Genomic DNA, 19025 nt, shown 5'->3' with positions numbered 1-19025 from the left:
CGAATCACCCCGTCAGGAGCTGAAACACCTCGACAAAGGCCTTTTTGCCCAGCCGTGAGCGGCGGATCTTGTCTGAAACCTCGGCTATGTCAAAGGATATTATCCGGAAGTTCTTCTTTATAGCCTCAAGAATCTCAAGGAGCTCGTCTAGTGTAAGTTCACCGTGCTGGAAGCGGGCTATCCTGTACTCGGGGCGGAGAACGTCAAGGTCCACGGTCAGGTATATCTCCTCTCCCAGATACTTCTTCGCCTCCGCGATTACCTCATCGAGGGGGCTGGTCTGGAGGTTGGGGTAGGCCCTCCATTTTCCCCTGACTTTCCTGCTTCTCAGCAGGGCGGGGAATATCTTAACCCTCCTTGTCCAGAGCTGGGTTCTTTCGGTGGTCGGTATCATGAGAACTGGTGCGAGAACTGCGGCCCGATTTATCCTGCGCTCCTCCAGAGCGTAAGCCAGCCACGAGCCGTGGTCGAGGTAGTCGTGCATCAAATCTGTATGGGCATCGACGCTCAGCAGGGAGGCCGGCCGGAGCTTTTCGATTATCCCATAAGTCGCAAGGTGTTCCCCAACTATGTAGGCGCTGTCCAGGGGTATTCGCTCGGAGAGGAGCTCAACCCGACTGGACTCGACTATCATATAGTCTTCAAGAAGCTTGTTCCTCTTGAGAAGTTGCAGAACGTAGAGAACGCCGTCCCTGTTGGGTCTCTCGCCGAAGGGAATGAACGTTACCATTGATTCCACCCATCGGGAATTGCCCCTTCACTTTTTAAACCTTGGTGGAAATGCTTGACATGATTTTGTTAAATTTTGACGCCAAAGTTTAAAAAGTAGCCCCATAAGATTAAAACGAAAACTCCTTGGAGGCGAGGGGATGATACTTCAGGTCGCTCTTGACTTGACTGACATTGAAGGGGCCATTTCTATTGCTGAGAAGGCCGCCCGTGGCGGCGCTCACTGGCTGGAGGTTGGAACACCGCTCATCAAGAAGGAGGGCATGCGCGCGGTTGAACTTCTCAAAAGGCGCTTCCCGGACAGGAAGATCGTTGCCGACCTTAAAACCATGGACACCGGAGCTCTGGAGGTCGAAATGGCGGCAAGACACGGCGCCGATGTCGTTTCTATCCTCGGTGTTGCCGATGACAAGACGATAAAGGACGCCGTTGAGGTTGCACGGCGCTATGGAATCAGGGTCATGGTTGATCTAATCGGCGTTAAGGACAAGGTCAAAAGGGCCAAAGAGCTTGAAAAGATGGGCGTTCACTACATCCTCGTCCACACGGGCATAGACGAACAGGTTCAGGGTAAGAGTCCATTGGAAGATCTCGAAAAGGTCGTCAAAGCCGTCAGCGTTCCCGTTGCCGTCGCTGGCGGACTGAACCTTGAGACAATTCCGAAGGTCATCGAGCTGGGCGCCACAATTATCATAGTCGGCGGTGCCATAACCAAGGCTGATGACCCCGAAGAAGTCACCCGGAAGATAATAGACCTCTTCTGGGGAGAGTACATGATGACGATAAGGAAGGCCATGGTCGACATAGTCGACCACATAGGCAGTGTCGCGGAGAAGCTCAAGATAGAGCAGGTTCGCGGCTTCGTCGATGCCATGATCGGAGCGAACAAGATATTCATCTACGGTGCCGGAAGGAGCGGCCTCGTCGGCAAAGCGTTTGCGATGCGCCTCATGCACCTTGACTTTAACGTCTACGTCGTCGGCGAGACGATAACGCCGGCCTTTGAGCCTGGTGATTTACTCATAGCCATCAGCGGTTCCGGTGAGACCAACAGCATCGTTGATGCGGCGGAAATAGCCCGGAAACAGGGTGGCAAAGTCGTTGCGATAACCTCCTATGCCAGCTCAACCCTTGGAAAGCTCGCCGATGTCGTCGTTGAGATACCCGGGAGGGCCAAGACTGACATACCCACGGACTACATAGCCAGACAAATGCTAACCAAATACAAGTGGATAGCGCCGATGGGAACGCTCTTTGAGGACTCCACGATGATATTCCTGGACGGCATCATAGCACTCTTGATGGCCACCTTCCAGAAGACCGAAAAGGATATGAAGCGGAAGCACGCGACCCTAGAGTAAGGGGTCGCCATGGTGTCTTTTACCCACCTTTTTGTTGGAATAGGGAACACGGGGGCACGGATAGTTAACAGCATAACGGCCGACGGTGCGGTCAAGGTAACGGTAAACCCTGCCTATTATCTCCTCCCCCGTTCGAATGAGTATGAGGAGCGCCTTAGGAGCTTCTTTTCAAGGATACCGGAAAACACATTCCTCTGGCTGGTCTTCGATGATAAGGACATAAACCACGAGCTCAGGGAAATAATAATCGACAGCGTCCCCAAGGACACGATAAAGCTCGCATACGTTCTGACACCCCGGAAAGAACTCGTCGTCGGGAAGAGACCTCCTTGGGCCGACGACTTTGAGACTGTGTTCTATGATTCCCTCTGGGACTTTTTCGCGGACGAGAGCGTCTCCCTGTCAACGGCGTTTCAGGAGGCATCGAAAAACATCGCCGCCATGTTTTCCAGGCTCTACTACTACCTTGAGACCCAGATGCTCGTCAACATAGACTACGCCGACCTGTTCAACATAATCCGCGGCGGCAACGTCGGAATCCTCCGCCTCCTAAGGGAGGTTGACTTTGGATGGCACTGGGGCATCTGGGATAGGGGGCTTATAGGCATACTCGTCGGGAAGGAGTTCCCCCTCAGGGACGCCCACGGGATACTGGCCAACTTCCAGGAAATACTGGCGGAGAAGGACGTTATCTGGGGAGTCGTGATGGACGAGAACCTCACCAGGGAGGTCGAAATACTGGCGCTCCTGGTCAAGAGGTGGTAAAATGAAGGCGGTTCTCTTCGATATAGACGGGACGATACTAACGGAAATGCCGCTTATTCAACTCTTCCTTCCGCAGGTTTATGACAAACTTTCCAAAAAGTTTGGGATCAGCAGGGACGAGGCTAGGGCACAGTTTCTGAGCGAAATCTTTGGGAGGAAGGACACCTACGACTGGCACGACTGGAACTTTTTCTTTAAACTCTTTGACCTCGATCTAAGGTATGAGGAACTGTTGAGGGCATATCCCCACAGGCTCCATGTTTACCCCGACACCCTGCCGACCCTAAAATGGCTTAGGGAGGCCGGATACAAGCTAGGTATCGTAACGAGCGGCCCTGAATACCAGCGGCTGAAGCTCAGGCTGGTTGGACTGCTGGACTACTTTGACGTTGTCGTTACCAGGGACGACGTTAACGCCATAAAGCCCGAGCCCAGGATATTCCTCTACGCCGTTGAGAGCCTCGGCGTCGAGCCCTCCGAGGCAGTTATGGTGGGGGATTCCCTCAGCCAAGATGTTTACGGCGCCAAAAACGTCGGGATGACCGCCGTGTGGATAAACCGAGAGGGTGAAAAGGGATACAACATGGCAGATTACGAGATTAGAACCCTTCATGAGCTGAGAAAGATACTGGGGGGTTGGGAATGAGGGAAATATTCGACATGGAGGGCGTATTTGTTAGATATAGGGAGGAAAAGGTTGAGCTTGAAAACGGCCATGAGCTGACCCACAGGGGCGAAGAGCCAACGGAACTGTGGTGGAAGCTCAAGGAGGCAATAAAAGGCAAACGGGTTAGAATAGTTGTCTACGAGGTTGAATGAGCATGATAGCCCATGTGATTAACACCGACGTTGGCAACAGGGGAGTTCTCCGGATGTACCTCGACTACCGCAGGGAGAACCCCAATTTTTTACATAATTCTGCAAGAATGTTTTTGGACAATTATGAGCGCGTTCTTCTGATAACCGGCTTCCCTATACCCCCTATGATGAGGGCGGAAACCGACGGTCCGCCGGGGACGATTGCCATAGCGAAGGCTGTGGAAACCCTTGGGGGGCGGGCGGAAATACTCACGTATCCTGAGGTGAAAGAAGCTTTGGAACCGTTCCGCCTCAGCTTTACAGACGAGCCGGAGATAGGGAACTACTCCCTCATTATGGCGGTGGAGACTCCAGGGAGGGCCAGGGACGGAAAATACTACTCTATGAGCGGCCTTGAGATAACCAGGGAGACCTTTGACTGGGCAGTCCTGAAGGCGAAGGAGCTTGGAGTGCCCACGATAGGAATAGGCGACGGTGGAAACGAGGCAGGAATGGGAAAAATCATTGACATGGTCTCCAAACACGTTCCCCATGGAGAGAGGATAGCGAGCGTCGTTGAAACTGACGAGCTCATCCTATCAGCCGTCTCCAACTGGGGGGCCTATGGCCTCGTCGCCCAGGCGTCCATAGAACTCGGCCGGAAACTCCTTCCCGACTGGGACGAGAGGACGATAGTTCGGATTATCTCAAAGCTCGGGCTCATAGATGGCGTCTCAAAAGCCCAAACGCCAACGGTCGATGGAATAAGCCTCGACGTCCACGAGGGAATCGTTGAACTTTTAAACGCCCTGGTGTATGAAGCGCTAAGGTGATAGAATGAGGCCCGGTGAGTTCATAACCGATGGAAATAGTCTCAGGCTGATAGAGAGAACCCGTGAGTATGCCAAGCACTTCTTCGAGAGGGAAGGCACCCACGGCTTCAGCCACGTCGAGAGGGTGTTCAACCTCTGCATGCACATTGGGAAGGAGGAAGGTGCAGACCTTGAAGTCCTTGCCCTAGCGGCGCTCCTCCATGACGTTGCCAGACCCCTGGAGAGTGCCGGGAGGGTCAAAGACCATGCCATTGAGGGGGCGAGGATAGCGAGGCAGTACCTCAGGAGTCTCGGCTATAATAATGATAAAATCGAGGCAGTTGCTCATGCTATAGAGGCCCACCGCTTTTCCCGTGGTCCCGAGCCGAGAACCCTGGAGGCCAAGATCCTCAGCGACGCCGACAAGCTTGACGCCATAGGTGCGATAGGCGTTGCGAGGGTTTTCATGTATTCGGGCGAACACGGCAGGGACATTGAGGCTTCCCTGAGGCACTTCGAGGAAAAGATACTGAAGCTCAAAGACCTGATGTACACCGAAACCGCCAGAAGGATCGCCGAGGAAAGACACGCCTTTACCGTCCAATTCATCGAGCGCATAAGGCGTGAAATAGAGGGCGAAATCTGAACTTCCTCCCCGTCCTTTCCCTATAATAAGGTTTTTAAATGACTTTCAGAATTAAGGGTTAGCCCTTTAAGTTCATTCTTCAGGCAAGGGAGGTGAGGAGATGAAGGCGCCAATCTGTGAGGTGTGTTTGAAGACCGACGACATTCTGTGTCCGGCCGACGAGAAAAAACTCCAAGAGGGGATTATATCCGAGCTGGATGTTAAGGTCGCGAGACTTCTGTACCAGCTTATCGGTGACGCTGATGTGGAGTTTAAGAGGGCCGTCGAGGCCGGTGACCTGATAGTCATTATGGTCGGACAAGGCGACGTTCCGATAACAATCGGGAAGGGCGGTAAGAACATAAAGGCCCTCATGAGGGAGCTTGGAAAGAGGATACGTGTCATTGAGGCTGTTGAGGTCAAGGGGACCGACGATGTCAAGAAGCTCGCCACCGACCTCCTCTACCCTGCCGGAGTCTTTGGGGTCAACATCGTCTACAAGCCCGGCGGTGGGACTTACTACAAGGTTCTCGTGCTCAGCAGGGACAGAAGGAAGCTCCCGGAGAAGGGAGATGTGCTTGAGAGCATACTTTCCCAGATAGCAGGGGAAGAGGTCAGGATAAACTTTATTTAAACTTCCTTTTCTTTCTCACCGTTATTAACCGGAGGTAGATGGTATGTACCGGACACACTACTCAAGCCAGATTACTGAAGAGCTGAACGGCCAGAAGGTTAAGGTCGCCGGATGGGTCTGGGAGATCAAGGACCTGGGTGGGATAAAGTTCCTCTGGATACGGGACAGGGAGGGCATAGTTCAGGTCACCGCTCCCAAGAAGAAGGTCGATCCCGAGCTGTTCAAGCTAATACCCAAGCTGAACGCTGAGGACGTTATAGCCGTTGAAGGAATCGTGAACTTTACTCCGAAGGCGAAGCTGGGCTTCGAAATCCTTCCGGAGAGGCTTGAAGTGCTCAGTAGGGCAGAGAGCCCGCTCCCGCTCGACCCGACCGGAAAGGTCAAGGCGGAGCTCGACACGAGGCTCGACAACAGGTTCATAGACGTCAGAAGGCCTGAAGTAATGGCGATTTTCAAGATACGCTCCAGCGTCTTTAAGGCTGTCAGGGATTTCTTCCACAGCGAGGGCTTCGTTGAAGTTCACACCCCGAAGATAATCGCAACCGCCACCGAGGGTGGAACCGAACTCTTCCCGATGAAATACTTTGAGAAAGATGCTTTCCTCGCCCAGAGCCCGCAGCTCTACAAGCAGATAATGATGGCCACGGGCCTGGACAGGGTCTACGAGATAGCGCCGATATTCCGCGCCGAGGAGCACAACACCACCAGGCACCTCAACGAGGCATGGAGCATAGATGCGGAGATGGCGTTCATAGAAAACGAGGAGGAGGTAATGGGCCTCCTTGAAAGGCTCGTCGCCCATGCCATCGAATACGTCCGCGAGCACAACGCGAAGGAGCTTGAGGTCCTTGGATTTGAACTTGAGGAGCCGAGGCTACCCTTCCCGCGCGTTACCTATGACAGGGCCCTTGAGATACTCGCCGACCTCGGCAAAACTATAGAGTGGGGCGAGGACATAGACACCGAGGGGGAGAAGCTCCTCGGAAAGTACATGCTCGAAAACGAAAACGCGCCCCTCTATTTCATATACCAGTATCCCAGTGAGGCAAAGCCGTTCTATATAATGAAATATGATAACAAGCCGGAGATCAGCCGCTCCTTCGACCTTGAATACAGGGGAATAGAGATAACCTCCGGCGGCCAGAGGGAACACAGGGTTGACGTCCTCATCGAGCAGATCAGGGAGAAGGGACTCAATCCAGAGAGCTTTGAGTTCTACCTCAAGGCCTTCCGCTACGGAATGCCTCCGCACGGCGGCTTCGGTCTCGGTGCGGAGAGGCTGATAAAACAGATGCTCGACATCAACAACATCAGGGAAGTCATCCTGTTCCCAAGGGACAGGAGAAGACTAACACCGTAACATCTTTATATCACCTTTTCCTTTTGGTGATTAGTTAACTACTCTTTGGAGGCTGGAGATATGAAAAAGGTAGCCGCTTTAATCCTGCTGGGCCTGATGATTTTCTCCCTGACACCCATGGTGCACCTAGTAAAATCCGCAAGTGTGCCAGAATCCGCCAGCATATCCGGTGTTTCCCTCGGTCTTGGCGATAAGGCAGTTCTGGGCCCCTTCGAGGTTCAGTTTGCCGACGTTAACCCCAACTGGAGCAAGATTTATCTCCAGGTCGACGGTCCCCAGGGACCTCTGAGGTACGTCGTCAGTCAGGACGGATACCTCCTCTACCCGTCGAGCGCGAACGTTTACCTCAATGTGAGCCTGGTGTGGATTAGGTATGATACCAAGTCCATACTTCTGGAGCTTAAGTCTCCGCTCCAGAAAGTTCTTTCAGGCAAAAACCTGGTAGTCGGGGATGAAATCACTCTGCCCGAAGGATTCCCGCAGATAAAAATAAAGCTGACCGCGGTTTCCGGTGACACGGCATCCTTTAAGGTTACCATGCCTTACGGGGACGTGTACACGCTCACCATAGACAAGGGCTCGGCCGGGAGCGTGAGGTACAAGCTCGATTCAACGCATTCCTATGCAAACTACCTCTCCATAGAGGTCACGAACACCGTTAACAACGGGGCAACGATAAACGTCTACGTTCCAAAAATCGCGTCCACGAACTTCCAGATCGTCAAGAAGGGCGGTGAGGTCAACCCTCCGGAGCAGGTTGAGACGGTTCTCCTCTACAACGACCTCCTCTACGTTAACGAGAAGCTCCCCGTGACCGTTGATAACACCACCTACTACGTCAAGCTCGTTTCCACTATTCCCGACGTTGTTAAGGTTGAGGTTCTCAGGGGAAGCAACAGCCTCGGTACGATGCTCCTTGAAGTGGGTGACGAGCCGAAGAACGTTCCCAACGCGCCTCTCAAACTCTCGGTCCAGAACGTCGAGCCGGACTACAAGAGGGCCATCATCAGGGTTTACGGCCCTGCCGGTGCACAGGTGACCCCGATTCTCAGACAGGCCAACGTTATCGCCAAAATCGATGCCATTCCAAAGGCGATGCTCCTTGGAGACAACCTCGTGGTCACGATAAACGTCCAGAACCTCGGAAGGGGTGACGCCTACGACGTGAGCGTTGCCGCGCCGATACCCAACGACTTTGAGCTCGTGAGCATGACCAAGACCTGGACCCTCAAGACATTCCCGGCCTTCACCAGCATGCCAGCGCTCATCTACGTTCTCAAGCCAACCAAGGTCGGCGAGTTCGAGATTGGAAAGGCCATCGTTACCTTCTACGATGACAAGAGCCTTGAGACAGGGAAGAAGAGGACGATATACTCCCCGATTCTCGGCGGCATCAAGGTTTACAACATACCGGCCATAGACGTCACTGCCCAGGCTTACAACGGCACCTGGGGCAACTATGTGGGCGCAAAGGTCGGCGATACCGTCAAGGTCAAGTTCACTCTCTCCGCCGGCGATGGGAACCCCGACTACGAGTTTGTAACGAACGCCACGCTTCTCCTCGACCTCCCGGCCAGCCTCGATGGGCCCTCTTCGGTCAAGATAGGAACCATCAAGGCCGGGGAAACCAAGACGGTTCAGATAGACCTGACCGTGCTCAGGGAGAACCTAACCAACATAAGGGCGACGCTCGTCTACCTCGATCCGCTCGGAAACGAGCACAGGCTTGAGCTCGGCAACCTCGTCACGATCAACAGCATCCCGCCTAGGGTCGTCGTCGAGAAGGTCAAGGTCTGGCCGACCGCGGAGGAGCTTCCGGGCTACATCAACCAGACGCTCGCCAAGATGAGCGACCCCACTCCCCTTGCGGAGGAGCTCAAAGGTATAGCGGAGGCATACAGCCCAACCGGCAACCCGTGGAAGCCGCTTGCGATACTCTTCATCATAGTGGCCTTTGTGCTCGCTGGAGTCGCCTACAAGTACTGGGACGAGTCCGAGAAGCTCAGGGAGAAGCTGGAGAGGAAGAAGAGCAGGCGCCCAGGAGGACTTCCCAAAAAGGCCGAAGAAGAGGAAAAGGAAAGCACGGAGATAGTCGAACTCTGACCTTTCTTTTCCTTAAATTTATAAGCCCCTTTTCTCACTACCTTCGGGATGGGAGATGTTCAGGTACAAGCAGGTCATAGTCTCGCGGAAGGATCTCAAGCTCAGCAAGGGCAAGTTCGCTGTCCAGGTGGCCCACGGGGCCGTTACCGCCGCCCTCAAGGCCCAGAAGGAGAAGCCCGAGTGGTTCAAGGCCTGGTTCCATGAGGGACAGAAGAAGGTCGTTGTCAAGGCCGAAAACGAGAGAGAACTCTTCGAGCTGAAGGCTCAGGCAGAGAAGCTCGGCATCCCCACGGCGCTCATCAGGGACGCTGGCTTAACCGAGATTCCGCCGGGGACGATAACGGTTCTGGCGATCGGTCCGGCCCCGGAAGAGCTCGTTGACAAAGTTACCGGCCATCTGAAGCTGGTGTGAGCCATGGACTACCGCGAGTTCTTCTCCCAGTTCAGGTATCTGAGCGAGAGGCCCGGCATTGGCGGGAGGATCAAAGCTCAACCTGAGGACTTCGTCGTCATCGAAGACCCCTTGCTCCAGATATTCGAGGGCAGGAAGCATGCCATCTTTCTTCTCAAAAAGAGGAACTGGGACACGATGAGCGCGGTGAAGGAGATAGCAAAGCGTGCCGGGATTAACTACAGGGACATCGGCTTTGCCGGAACGAAGGACAGGCACGCAGTGACGTATCAATACATAAGCGTGCCGGCCGGAGCGAGGAACGCCGTTGAGAGCGTTCGGATCAGAGACATCGAGCTGAGGTTCGTTTCCTACGGCCGCTTTATCAAACTCGGCCACCTCCGTGGAAACAGATTCAGAATAATCGTCCGCGACGTTGATGAAAAAGCCTTTGAGAGGGCCAAAGAGATAGTGAGAGAACTGAAGAAAAAGGGCGGCTTTCCCAACTACTTTGGCTACCAGCGTTTCGGGGAAAGACGCGTCACTAACCACCTGATCGGAAAGCTCCTCCTCCAGGGAGACTTCGAGGGTGCCGCGAGGCTCTTCCTCGGAGCGCACGAAGGTGGTATGGAGGGCGACGAAGCCAGGAGGCACTTCTGGGAGACTGGCGACGTCGAGAAAGCTCTGGAGGAATTTCCAAACTTCCTGCGCTATGAGAGGGCCATGCTCCACCGCTACAAAGAGACCGGGAGCTGGAAGAGGGCTTTTCTAGGCCTCCCACTTCCCATAATGCGCATCTTCATCCACGCCTACCAGAGCTACCTCTTCAACCTATATCTCTCCCGGAGGATTGAGAGATGCATCCCCCTGAACGAGGCCCTCGTCGGCGATATCGTCGTCCAGGTGAAGGGAGGAATCCCCTACCGCGACAGAACGTACCGCGTCACCGGGACTAATATCGGCTTTGTAAACGAGAAGATACGGCGCGGCGAGGCCGCGGTCAGTGGGCCCCTCTTTGGCTTCGCAATGAGGAGGGCCAGTGGTGCTCCCGGAAGGCTGGAGGAGGAAATCCTTGAAGCTGAGGGGATATCCCTCGAAGTCTTCAGAAAGCTTCCGAAACCGATGGCTGAGCCCGGCGGAAGGAGAGAGCTTTTGATTAGGCCCCTCGGGATGACCTACGGCTACATCTCGGAAAGGGGCATGTGCTTTAGGTTCTTCCTTCCGAAAGGTGTTTATGCGACCAGCGTGCTCAGGGAGATAATGAAGGACCACTGATTGCCATGTATATGTTAAAAAAGCTTTTTATTCGCCTGTGCTCTACCTTTTTGCTGGCACTCCAGTGGTGAGGAATTATGAGGATAAAGGCGATTTCCCTTGACATAGATGGTACCATCACTTACCCGGACAGGCGACTCCATGAAGATGCCCTGAGGGCGATAAGGCTCGCCGAGAGCCTGGGCGTTCCCGTCATGCTTGTCACGGGCAACTCCGTTCCCTTTGCAGAGGCGATGGCGATAATGATAGGCACCAGCGGGCCGGTTGTAGCTGAGGACGGTGGGGCCCTGTCCATAAAGGACGGACGGCTGAGGAAGAGGGTTTACCTGACGAAGATGGACGAGGAGTGGATTCTCTGGAGCGAGGTGAAGAGACGCTATCCCGAGGCAGTCATGAGTTTTTCGATGCCGGAACGAAAGGCCGGCCTCGTAATTCTGCGAACCATCCCCGTCGAGGCAGTGAGGGACATAATAGAGGAGCTCGGTCTTAACCTCGTTGCCGTTGATTCCGGCTTCGCGATACACGTCAAGAAGCCCTGGATAAACAAGGGTACCGGGCTTGAAAAGGCCTGCGAGGTGCTCGGGATAGAGCCAGGGGAGGTTGCCCACATAGGTGACGGCGAGAACGACCTCGACGCGTTCCATGTAGTCGGCTACCGCGTCGCCGTTGGCCAGGCGCCGGAGAGCCTGAAAAAAGAAGCAGACTACGTGACGAAAAAGACCTACGGGGCCGGCGGAGCCGAGGGAATCCTTCACGTGCTGAGGAAGTCCGGTTACCTGGGTGAGAGTGATGCGGATCCGCTTGGCGACCCTTGATGACGTTGGGGGAATAGTTGCACTCCACACTGCCAACGAGAGGCCCAACGGCAGCCTCTACGAACGCTACACCAAGGGCGGCCCCTGGATGAGCGTTGAGACCTGCGCGATCCATCTGAACAACCTCCTCCTTGATAATCAACTCGTGGCCGTTGCCGAGCTTAGCGGAAAAATCGTTGGTGAAGTTGAGGTTCTGTTCTCTGAGGAGCCCGTTGGTGGGGGGCTCAGGGAGATAGGGCACGTGGACGTTATCGAGGTTCACCCGGACTACAGGGGCAGGGGGATTGGAAGGCTCCTGATGGAGTTCGTTGAGGAAGTTGCTAAGGAGCGGAAGGTAGAGATGCTGACGGTTCAGCCCGATGAGGATGCGGAGGGGTTCTACAGAAAGCTCGGCTTTGATGCTGAGCTTTTCACCGGAACGACCGTATGGGTTCCGGCGAGGGGCGGAGGAACCGTGGAGCCTTCGGCGTTCGACTGGGTGGACGTTAAAAACCTCGACCTGGTTGTCGGCCGATTCCAGAGCTCCTACAGCATGTTCTTCTCGGCCTTCAAGGACAACATCGCTGGAATCCACTACACCGTCGAATCCGGAAGGAGTGGCGGCTCGTACTATGTCCTAAAGAGTCTTCCCGGGAGGGAGGGCGTTGCACTCCTCCTCTGGGGCAGGGTTGAGGACTTGAAGGCTGTTCTCGGCAGGGCAAGGGTTCTCGGGTTTGAGAGGGTTCTGACACTCCTGCCGGGCGACGTTGAGAGTTTTGGCGCTGAAAGGGTGGGAAAAATTAAGATCCTCGCGAAGGAGCTCACCTGAGGAACTCCATGGCAAGGGCGACTTCCATCGCCGTGCCGAGGTGGAGAACCTCTTCATCAACGTCGAACCTGGGGTGGTGGTGCGGGTAGATTATCCCCTTTTCTTCGTTGTAGATTCCGAGAGTCAGGAACGCTCCGGGAACCTTCTGGAGATAGAAGGCGAAGTCTTCGGCGCCCATGGTCGGCTCGACATCGCCATGCCTCAGCCCGTACTTTTCGGCCACGTTTCTGGCAAAAGCCGCCATACCCTTATCGTTAACGGTCGGTGGGACGAGCTCCTCTATCGACAGTTCGTAGGAAGCCCCGTGTGCCCTGGTGACGCCTTCGAATATCTCCCTCATACGCCTCTGAATCAGCTCACCTATCTCGTGCTTGAAGAATCTTATCGTTCCCTTCATCTGGACTTTCTCGGGAATCACGTTGAAGGCCGTCCCCGCCTGTACAGCGGTGACGCTTACAACGCCAGTCTCAATCGGAGGGACGTTTCTGCTCGCTATGGTCTGGAGTGCTAGTATTGCTTCCGCCGCTATGGGAATTGGATCGACGGTCTGGTGTGGAGATGCCCCGTGACCGCCCTTACCGATTATCCGTGCCTTGAATATGCCCGCACCGGCCATGAACGGGCCTTCCCTTATCCCTATCACCCCGCTCGGCATGTCGATCCACACGTGGAGGCCGAACACCGCATCCACTCCTTCAAGTGCCCCATCCTCGATCATCTTCACCGCTCCGTTGCCACCCTCCTCGGCCGGCTGAAAGATGAGCCTCACCCTGCCGTTGAGCTCATCGACGTGCTCCGAGATTATCTTTGCAGCTCCGAGGAGCATGGCCGTGTGGGCATCGTGTCCGCAGGCGTGCATTTTTCCGGGAACGCGGGACTTGTATGGGACGTCGTTCTCCTCCTGGACGGGCAAGGCGTCCATGTCAGCTCTTAGGGCTATCGTCTTCTTACCCCCTCCGATGTCCGCTATTATCCCGGTTCCGACGCGCTTGATTCTGTATCCCCATTCGCGGAGGTGCTCCTCCACGATTCCCGAGGTTCTCTCCTCCTCGTACTTGAGCTCCGGGTGCATGTGGAAGTCCCTTCTCCAAGCTATTATCTCCTCCCTAATCTCCAGGGCTTCTTCGAGCGGGTTCATGGTCTCACCTGGACTGAAAATCGTAAAACCCCCATATTAACTTTTCGATGCTTATCTTAATGGACTTCACGACTTCTAAAAACGTTGCCTCTTTCGGCAGGTGCTGAAGCCTTCACTAAAAACCGTACACTCAAAAAGGTGAACTCTCTCAAAGAATCTCCTTAAGAGGAATCGCTAGCCTTTGATGAAACTTTCGCTCGGCAAACAAGCTTTTGGAAAAAGCTTGACCAAAAGAGCCCCCTTGTCGTTTAAAATGGATAAAATCAGACATGCACTCTTTAAAAATTACACTTAAAGTGTTGGTTTAACGCTAAAAACCAGTCCTTTAAAAGGTTTTACTTTTATTCTGGCGTTCTTCGAACGCCTTGTGGAAAGTGAAACCCTGTAAGCTTGCAGTTGAACGGCAAACCACCTGAAAAACAAGCATTTTCAAAATCGCATACAATCTTTCCGCCAGCGCTTGCGAAGGAAGCTTTTGGGAAAAGCTTCACCAAAAGTTCGTAGCTCTTCGTAGAATGCCCAGATGAAGGGATTTTTACCACCAAGTGTTCATTCTCCAGTGAGAACACGTTGAGAATAAACCCCAAAAAGGGGTTTTACTCTTCTCGTGATGTCCTTTGGGCGTCGATTTAAAGTTAAACCTCCACCAGAGGAGCAACTTGAAAAGTTCTCACACTTAAAATTGTCATTCTACCAGAAAATCCCCAGAATTTTTGACCATTGAAAAGGAGCTACAAACTTTGATGAAACTTTTCGCCAGAAAAGAGTTTCTTATGGTGGGCCCGCGGGGATTCGAACCCCGGACCTCCACCTTGTCAGGGTGGCGTCATAACCAGTCTAGACCACGGGCCCAACCCAGGGATGGTGGACCGGCCGGGATTTGAACCCGGGGCCTCCGCCTTGCCAAGGCGGCGCTCATACCAGGCTGAGCTACCGGCCCACACCCAACAGCTCCGCACGGCCCTAAAACCCGGCTCTCATCTCTCTCCGGGCCCTACCCGTGCGGGCATTTACCTATCATTGAGTGGGCTTTATAAACTTTACGCTTTGCTCCTTTGCCTTTATGTTCCCTTCTGAGCGTTTTGAAGGTAGGAGCGCCCAACTGACGGTGGATCTTGTGAACGTTGGTCAACTGGAGCTTATCGAATCATAGGATAAGGTTTATAAGACTCTCCCCTAACCAACCGTGAGGCGAGACCGGTGGAGCGGGAGATAACCGAGGAAAAGCTTCAGAAGTACTTTAAAATCACCGCTGAAGCGCTGGAGACCCTTGAAATAGCGGTTCATGAGAAGAGTCTTTTAAGAAGCGTTGCGGAGGACTTCCTCACCATGGCGAAGAGCTATTTTGAGGACGCCAGATACTACTACCAGAAAGGCGACTATGTGACGGCTTTTGCCGCGCTCAACTATGCCCACGGTTTTATAGATGCGGGTGTAAGGCTGGGAGTCTTTAAGGGAGAGGACGACAGGCTGTTTGCCTTTGGCTGAGGTGGGAGCTATGGGAGACTATGTTGTTGTTTTGGAGGCACCCATTATAGTGAGGGACGTCGAGACAAGCGAGGACGCAATAAACGTTGCCGTGAGCAAGGTCGCAAAGGCGCTCAATAAGGAGAAGCTCGACTTCGTGAGGGTTGAAATAGGTTACTCCCAGTGTCCGGTTTGCGGTGCCCACTTTGAGAGCGCCTTTGTGATAGGCTCGGTGGGCCTGGTTGGAATGTATCTCACGATCAAGGTTTACAACGCTCAAACCATCGAGCACGCTGAGAGAATAGCCAAGGCCGTCATTGGAAAGGCCCTCAAGAAGGTTCCGCTCAAGGTCTACGAGATAAGGGAGCTTACGGAGGAGGAAGAGGGCGACGGGGTCGAATTAGACTGACGGCCTTTTTTCTTGATTTTCCTTTAGTGGGGTGTCGAGATAGACCCAGAGTGCACCGAGACTACCGAGTAGGTATCTCAGTCCCCCCACCATAAGCATGAGGAGCAGTGTCCCAATGCCGAAATAGGTGCCGTATCCCAAGACAGTCAGGGTCTCAAGAACCGCGAGCCCGAGTCCCAGAGTGAAATATCCTCCCGGATTGCCCTTTACTACACCCCATATCTCCCCAACGGGGCCTATTTTCTTTGTGAAGTAATATGCCGGGACTACAAGTGCAAAGGCGGGGGAAGCAATAAGACCGGCTACGAAACCTCCAAAGGGCCCCAAAACTGCTATTGGTATGGCCAGAAGCATCAACACCAAAATCATTACAATAAAAACCAGTATCTCCGAAGCTACAAGCGCCGGAATTGAACGGAGCCCGGATAGTATCGATTCGAGGGGTCTCTTTTCGTTTCCTTCCGACAATCCAACGGCAAGATCCACCATTGCGTAACTGAACCCCAGGAGCGTAAGGAAGGCGAATATCACGAAGAGCACGAAAGCGCGCAGTTCCCGCTGGAGATTCCTCTTCGCCTTCAGATACTCGTAATAGGTGTCCTGATAAACGGTCAGCCCATCCACCGTTGCCGTTCGCTCATCGGGCCGGTAGTACTCGTCGTTGCATTCCATTCCATGGGAGCCAAAGAAGTCTGGGTTGACATCAAAGACGTTGTGGCAGACTATGGCTTCGTTTTCCCTGAGCATTCGCTCCCTGATCTGTTTGAGCCTCGAATAGTCCTGAAGGAATCCGTTTATGAGGGGGAATGGGAGAACGTAAGTAACTAGGAGCGCCGTGAGGAGCAGGGCCAGAAATTTCCTATTTTTAAGGGTGGTTGCCATATTCAATTTCACAGTTTTCATGGTTACATCGTTAAATAGTATAAATGCAGAGTCTTTTAAATTTTTCTCTCGGCATACCAACAAAGCTTTTAAGCACTCATCAATCAACCAACGACATAACCGGTGGAGGTTTTGCCATGACAAAGTTCATATTCGTCACGGGTGGTGTTGTCAGCGGTCTCGGGAAGGGTATAACCAGCGCATCCCTCGGAATGCTCATGAAGGCTCGCGGTTTCAGAACAACCAACATTAAGATAGACCCTTACCTCAACTACGACGCCGGAACCATGAACCCCTACCAGCACGGAGAGGTCTTCGTTCTCGACGACGGAGGCGAGGTTGACCTCGACCTCGGCAACTACGAGCGCTTTCTCGATACGAACCTCACCTTTGACCACAACATAACCACTGGGAAGGTCTATTCTGCGGTCATAGAGAAGGAGCGCAGGGGCGACTATCTCGGGGCAACCGTTCAGGTTATCCCCCACATCACCAACGAGATAAAGGAGCGCATAAGGGCCATAGCGAGGGAATACGACGTCGTTGTGGTGGAGATAGGCGGGACCGTTGGTGACATAGAGAGCATGCCATTCCTTGAGGCAGCCCGCCAGATGCAGCTTGAGGAGGGCAGAGATAACGTCGCCTTCGTCCACGTCACCTACGTGCCGAAACTTAAGGTCGTCGGCGAGCAGAAGACCAAACCTACCCAGCACAGCGTCAAGGAACTGAGAAGCCTTGGAATCCAGCCCGATGCCATAGTGGCCCGCTCGGAGGATCCGCTCGAGGAAGGCGCGAGAAGGAAGATAAGCCTCTTCACCAACGTCCCGCCGGAGGCCGTCATAAGCGCCTACGATGTTGAGGACACATACGAGGTTCCGCTTATGCTTGAGAAGGAAGGCCTGGCCAGGTACATCACCAAGAGGCTCGGCCTTCCCGAGAAGGAGCCTGAACTCGATGCATGGCGTGAGATGGTCGAGAGGTACAAGTCTCTGGAGGATACCGTTGAGATTGCTGTGGTCGGCAAGTACGTCAAGCTCGCCGATTCGTATCTCAGCATAAAGGAAGCGTTAAAGCATTCCAGCGTTGCCAACGGCGTGAAGGTCAAAATACGCTGGATCGAGGCGGAAGACCTTGAGAAGAATGGGACAAAGCTCCTTGAAGGTATTGACGGAATAATAGTCCCCGGCGGCTTCGGCGCGAGGGGAACAGAGGGCAAGATGATGGCCGCCCGCTACGCGAGGGAAAACGACATACCTTTCCTCGGGATATGCTTCGGCTTCCAGCTCACGGTTGTTGAGTTTGCCCGCAACGTTCTGGGACTGAAGGGTGCGCACTCCACCGAAATTGACCCCCAGGCGCCCCATCCCGTCGTTGATCTGATGCCGGAGCAGAGGGGCCTCGACAAGCTCGGCGGGACGATGAGGCTCGGTGCCTATCCGGTCAAGATAAAACCGGGAACCCTTGCGAGGGAGCTCTATGGGAAGGACCTTATCTACGAGCGCCACAGGCACCGCTGGGAGGTCAACCCGGAGTACATAGAGAAGTTTGAGGAGGCCGGGCTGGTATTCAGTGGCATAGCCGGTGACGACGAGCGGAGGATGGAGATACTTGAACTTCCGGAGAAGAGCTACTTCATCGCTACGCAGTTCCACCCGGAGTTCAAGTCAAGGCCTATGAACCCGGCACCGGTCTTCAGAGGGCTCGTAAAGGCAGCAAAAGAAAAGAAAGGCCTTTAAACCTCGATTCCAAGCTCAAGCAACTCCTTGTCAACTTTTTTCAGTTCTTCCATCTTCTGTATTTCCCTGTAAAACGCCACCCCGGCAGTCCATATGAAGAGGTACAGCAGGGCGTCGAAGGGTGCCTGAAGGAACGCCGAGACGTAGGGGGCCATGTTCTCCGGAAGCACCATCCGCGTTACGAAGGCTATTGGACTTGCCACCATCATTATGGCGATAACTCCAATCCCAAGGAGCACTCCGAAACCTATGGTTGAGAGGACGTTCCTGAAGGCCGCTCCAAAGGCCTCAAAGGCCGCCCCAATGCTTCTCCTGTCCACGTAGAACGGGACTGCAAGGGAGGACAGGCCGAGGGCGAAAGCTATGGTCGCAAACATCAAAATGATGCCCAGTAACACCAAGACCGCTCCAGCGGGAAGGAAAAGGGCCCCGAGTACTATTGGAACGGCGGCAACGCCTATGAAAACCATCATTATAAGGCCGTAGATGAAGTTTATCAAGATAACCCCGGGGAAGTGCTTCAGGCCCTCCATCATAAGACTGCCGAGGGAGTATTCCTCACCGTTCAGATGCATGAATACCCCCTTCGTGATTCCGTATTCAAAAATCGCCCCGACGATTAGGGCGATTACGGAATAGAGGATAAGCCCCCCGAGGAGATCTATTAGCATGTCCACTTCGTTTCCACCTATTGGTGTTCCGTATTCCTCAATTATGACGTTTCCTTTCTGCATACTCGTTTGATTATACTCGTAGCCGATGTCACCGGGAATTAGGTACGCCCCCAAGGGGGCCATCATGAGGCTCATGAGTAATACAAGCAGGTATAGCCTCTTGTTCCTGATGACGAGTGAGAACGCGTTCGTGAAGGCCTCGATCGCTCCCATACCACCACCTGATGAAGTAATGGGGACAAG

The 19025-nt window shown here is 53.8% G+C and carries 20 protein-coding genes and 2 tRNA genes; 16 read left to right on the top strand and 6 right to left on the bottom strand.

From position 1 onward, the window contains the following. Positions 1-4: 4 nt before the first annotated feature. The gene (locus tag NUS69_RS05180; protein WP_258084969.1) at positions 5-730 is read right to left on the bottom strand and encodes an arginase family protein; all 726 of its coding nucleotides are present in this window, start codon (positions 728-730) and stop codon (positions 5-7) included. Positions 731-869: 139 nt separating this feature from the next. Here NUS69_RS05180 and hxlAB point away from each other — a divergent pair, with 139 nt between their 5' ends. From hxlAB to NUS69_RS05115, 13 genes are all read left to right on the top strand, one after another. Continuing rightward, the gene (hxlAB, locus tag NUS69_RS05175; RefSeq protein ID WP_258084718.1) at positions 870-2090 is read left to right on the top strand and encodes a bifunctional 3-hexulose-6-phosphate synthase/6-phospho-3-hexuloisomerase; all 1221 of its coding nucleotides are present in this window, start codon (positions 870-872) and stop codon (positions 2088-2090) included. 9 nt (positions 2091-2099) lie between these two features. Further along, positions 2100-2855 (top strand): hypothetical protein, encoded by a 756-nt coding sequence (locus NUS69_RS05170; RefSeq protein WP_258084717.1) that lies wholly within the window; start codon positions 2100-2102, stop codon positions 2853-2855. Position 2856: 1 nt separating this feature from the next. Further along, a complete protein-coding gene (locus tag NUS69_RS05165; protein ID WP_258084716.1) occupies positions 2857-3501 on the top strand; it encodes an HAD family hydrolase in 645 nt (214 codons plus the stop codon). After that, a complete protein-coding gene (locus NUS69_RS05160) occupies positions 3498-3674 on the top strand; it encodes a hypothetical protein (RefSeq protein ID WP_258084715.1) in 177 nt (58 codons plus the stop codon). Before NUS69_RS05165 ends, NUS69_RS05160 begins: the two co-directional genes overlap by 4 nt. A gap of 2 nt (positions 3675-3676) precedes the next feature. Further along, complete coding sequence (locus NUS69_RS05155) at positions 3677-4486, top strand: DUF4392 domain-containing protein (RefSeq protein ID WP_258084968.1); 810 nt, start codon at positions 3677-3679, stop codon at positions 4484-4486. Between the two features lie 4 nt (positions 4487-4490). Continuing rightward, entirely contained in the window at positions 4491-5111 is a 621-nt protein-coding gene (locus NUS69_RS05150) for an HD domain-containing protein (RefSeq protein ID WP_258084714.1), read from the top strand. Positions 5112-5211: 100 nt separating this feature from the next. Then, positions 5212-5724, top strand: a complete 513-nt coding sequence (locus NUS69_RS05145) for a KH domain-containing protein (RefSeq protein WP_258084713.1) — start codon at positions 5212-5214, stop codon at positions 5722-5724. 43 nt (positions 5725-5767) lie between these two features. Beyond that, entirely contained in the window at positions 5768-7084 is a 1317-nt protein-coding gene (aspS, locus tag NUS69_RS05140) for an aspartate--tRNA(Asn) ligase (RefSeq protein ID WP_258084712.1), read from the top strand. 60 nt (positions 7085-7144) lie between these two features. Continuing rightward, positions 7145-9187 (top strand): COG1361 family protein, encoded by a 2043-nt coding sequence (locus NUS69_RS05135; RefSeq protein WP_258084711.1) that lies wholly within the window; start codon positions 7145-7147, stop codon positions 9185-9187. A gap of 55 nt (positions 9188-9242) precedes the next feature. Then, complete coding sequence (gene pth2, locus NUS69_RS05130; protein WP_258084710.1) at positions 9243-9599, top strand: peptidyl-tRNA hydrolase Pth2; 357 nt, start codon at positions 9243-9245, stop codon at positions 9597-9599. A 3-nt stretch (positions 9600-9602) separates the two neighbouring features. Then, entirely contained in the window at positions 9603-10853 is a 1251-nt protein-coding gene (gene truD, locus NUS69_RS05125) for a tRNA pseudouridine(13) synthase TruD (protein ID WP_258084709.1), read from the top strand. A 77-nt stretch (positions 10854-10930) separates the two neighbouring features. Continuing rightward, positions 10931-11668: a phosphoglycolate phosphatase gene (locus NUS69_RS05120; RefSeq protein WP_258084708.1), complete on the top strand. Its 738-nt coding sequence runs from the start codon at positions 10931-10933 to the stop codon at positions 11666-11668. After that, entirely contained in the window at positions 11643-12476 is an 834-nt protein-coding gene (locus tag NUS69_RS05115) for a GNAT family N-acetyltransferase (RefSeq protein WP_258084707.1), read from the top strand. The genes NUS69_RS05120 and NUS69_RS05115 overlap by 26 nt, the downstream gene beginning before the upstream one ends. Here NUS69_RS05115 and NUS69_RS05110 read toward each other — a convergent pair. The 3 genes from NUS69_RS05110 to NUS69_RS05100 form a co-directional block, all read right to left on the bottom strand. Continuing rightward, complete coding sequence (locus NUS69_RS05110) at positions 12469-13614, bottom strand: M20 metallopeptidase family protein (protein WP_258084706.1); 1146 nt, start codon at positions 13612-13614, stop codon at positions 12469-12471. The genes NUS69_RS05115 and NUS69_RS05110 overlap by 8 nt on opposite strands. A gap of 774 nt (positions 13615-14388) precedes the next feature. Then, positions 14389-14466 (bottom strand) — tRNA-Val (locus NUS69_RS05105). 10 nt (positions 14467-14476) lie between these two features. Beyond that, positions 14477-14554, bottom strand: a tRNA-Ala gene (locus tag NUS69_RS05100). 260 nt (positions 14555-14814) lie between these two features. Between NUS69_RS05100 and NUS69_RS05095 the strand changes: the two genes are divergently transcribed. Then, a complete protein-coding gene (locus NUS69_RS05095) occupies positions 14815-15102 on the top strand; it encodes a DUF357 domain-containing protein (RefSeq protein ID WP_258084705.1) in 288 nt (95 codons plus the stop codon). Positions 15103-15112: 10 nt separating this feature from the next. Next, positions 15113-15490 carry a DUF555 domain-containing protein gene (locus NUS69_RS05090; RefSeq protein WP_055428975.1) on the top strand — a complete coding sequence of 126 codons (378 nt, stop codon included), beginning with the start codon at positions 15113-15115 and terminating at the stop codon, positions 15488-15490. Here the strand turns inward: NUS69_RS05090 and NUS69_RS05085 are convergent. Next, the gene (locus NUS69_RS05085; RefSeq protein ID WP_258084704.1) at positions 15482-16372 is read right to left on the bottom strand and encodes a hypothetical protein; all 891 of its coding nucleotides are present in this window, start codon (positions 16370-16372) and stop codon (positions 15482-15484) included. The two genes, NUS69_RS05090 and NUS69_RS05085, sit on opposite strands and share 9 nt — an antisense overlap. Positions 16373-16509: 137 nt before the next feature. On the opposite strand from NUS69_RS05085, the gene NUS69_RS05080 reads away from it, so the two are divergent. Next, positions 16510-18108 (top strand): CTP synthase, encoded by a 1599-nt coding sequence (locus tag NUS69_RS05080; RefSeq protein ID WP_258084703.1) that lies wholly within the window; start codon positions 16510-16512, stop codon positions 18106-18108. On the opposite strand, the gene NUS69_RS05075 is transcribed toward NUS69_RS05080, so the two are convergent. Beyond that, on the bottom strand, positions 18105-18995 hold the full coding sequence (locus NUS69_RS05075) for a hypothetical protein (protein WP_258084702.1): 891 nt from the start codon (positions 18993-18995) through the stop codon (positions 18105-18107). The genes NUS69_RS05080 and NUS69_RS05075 overlap by 4 nt on opposite strands. Between the last annotated feature and the right edge of the window lie 30 nt (positions 18996-19025).

Source organism: Thermococcus thermotolerans, from assembly GCF_024707485.1.
GTDB lineage: Archaea > Methanobacteriota_B > Thermococci > Thermococcales > Thermococcaceae > Thermococcus > Thermococcus thermotolerans.
Note: the sequence above shows the minus strand (reverse complement) of the source record. Positions and strands in the feature narration are given on the sequence as shown.

Coding starts and splice junctions, on each gene's coding strand:
- NUS69_RS05110 (WP_258084706.1), bottom strand. CDS start 13,614: ATGAACCCGCTCGAAGAAGCCCTGGAGATTAGGGAGGAGATAATAGCT.
- NUS69_RS05180 (WP_258084969.1), bottom strand. CDS start 730: ATGGTAACGTTCATTCCCTTCGGCGAGAGACCCAACAGGGACGGCGTT.
- NUS69_RS05075 (WP_258084702.1), bottom strand. CDS start 18,995: ATGGGAGCGATCGAGGCCTTCACGAACGCGTTCTCACTCGTCATCAGG.
- aspS (WP_258084712.1), top strand. CDS start 5,768: ATGTACCGGACACACTACTCAAGCCAGATTACTGAAGAGCTGAACGGC.
- NUS69_RS05080 (WP_258084703.1), top strand. CDS start 16,510: ATGACAAAGTTCATATTCGTCACGGGTGGTGTTGTCAGCGGTCTCGGG.
- NUS69_RS05145 (WP_258084713.1), top strand. CDS start 5,212: ATGAAGGCGCCAATCTGTGAGGTGTGTTTGAAGACCGACGACATTCTG.
- NUS69_RS05135 (WP_258084711.1), top strand. CDS start 7,145: ATGAAAAAGGTAGCCGCTTTAATCCTGCTGGGCCTGATGATTTTCTCC.
- NUS69_RS05155 (WP_258084968.1), top strand. CDS start 3,677: ATGATAGCCCATGTGATTAACACCGACGTTGGCAACAGGGGAGTTCTC.
- NUS69_RS05115 (WP_258084707.1), top strand. CDS start 11,643: ATGCGGATCCGCTTGGCGACCCTTGATGACGTTGGGGGAATAGTTGCA.
- NUS69_RS05150 (WP_258084714.1), top strand. CDS start 4,491: ATGAGGCCCGGTGAGTTCATAACCGATGGAAATAGTCTCAGGCTGATA.
- hxlAB (WP_258084718.1), top strand. CDS start 870: ATGATACTTCAGGTCGCTCTTGACTTGACTGACATTGAAGGGGCCATT.
- truD (WP_258084709.1), top strand. CDS start 9,603: ATGGACTACCGCGAGTTCTTCTCCCAGTTCAGGTATCTGAGCGAGAGG.
- NUS69_RS05120 (WP_258084708.1), top strand. CDS start 10,931: ATGAGGATAAAGGCGATTTCCCTTGACATAGATGGTACCATCACTTAC.
- NUS69_RS05090 (WP_055428975.1), top strand. CDS start 15,113: ATGGGAGACTATGTTGTTGTTTTGGAGGCACCCATTATAGTGAGGGAC.
- NUS69_RS05085 (WP_258084704.1), bottom strand. CDS start 16,372: ATGGCAACCACCCTTAAAAATAGGAAATTTCTGGCCCTGCTCCTCACG.
- NUS69_RS05165 (WP_258084716.1), top strand. CDS start 2,857: ATGAAGGCGGTTCTCTTCGATATAGACGGGACGATACTAACGGAAATG.
- NUS69_RS05160 (WP_258084715.1), top strand. CDS start 3,498: ATGAGGGAAATATTCGACATGGAGGGCGTATTTGTTAGATATAGGGAG.
- pth2 (WP_258084710.1), top strand. CDS start 9,243: ATGTTCAGGTACAAGCAGGTCATAGTCTCGCGGAAGGATCTCAAGCTC.
- NUS69_RS05170 (WP_258084717.1), top strand. CDS start 2,100: ATGGTGTCTTTTACCCACCTTTTTGTTGGAATAGGGAACACGGGGGCA.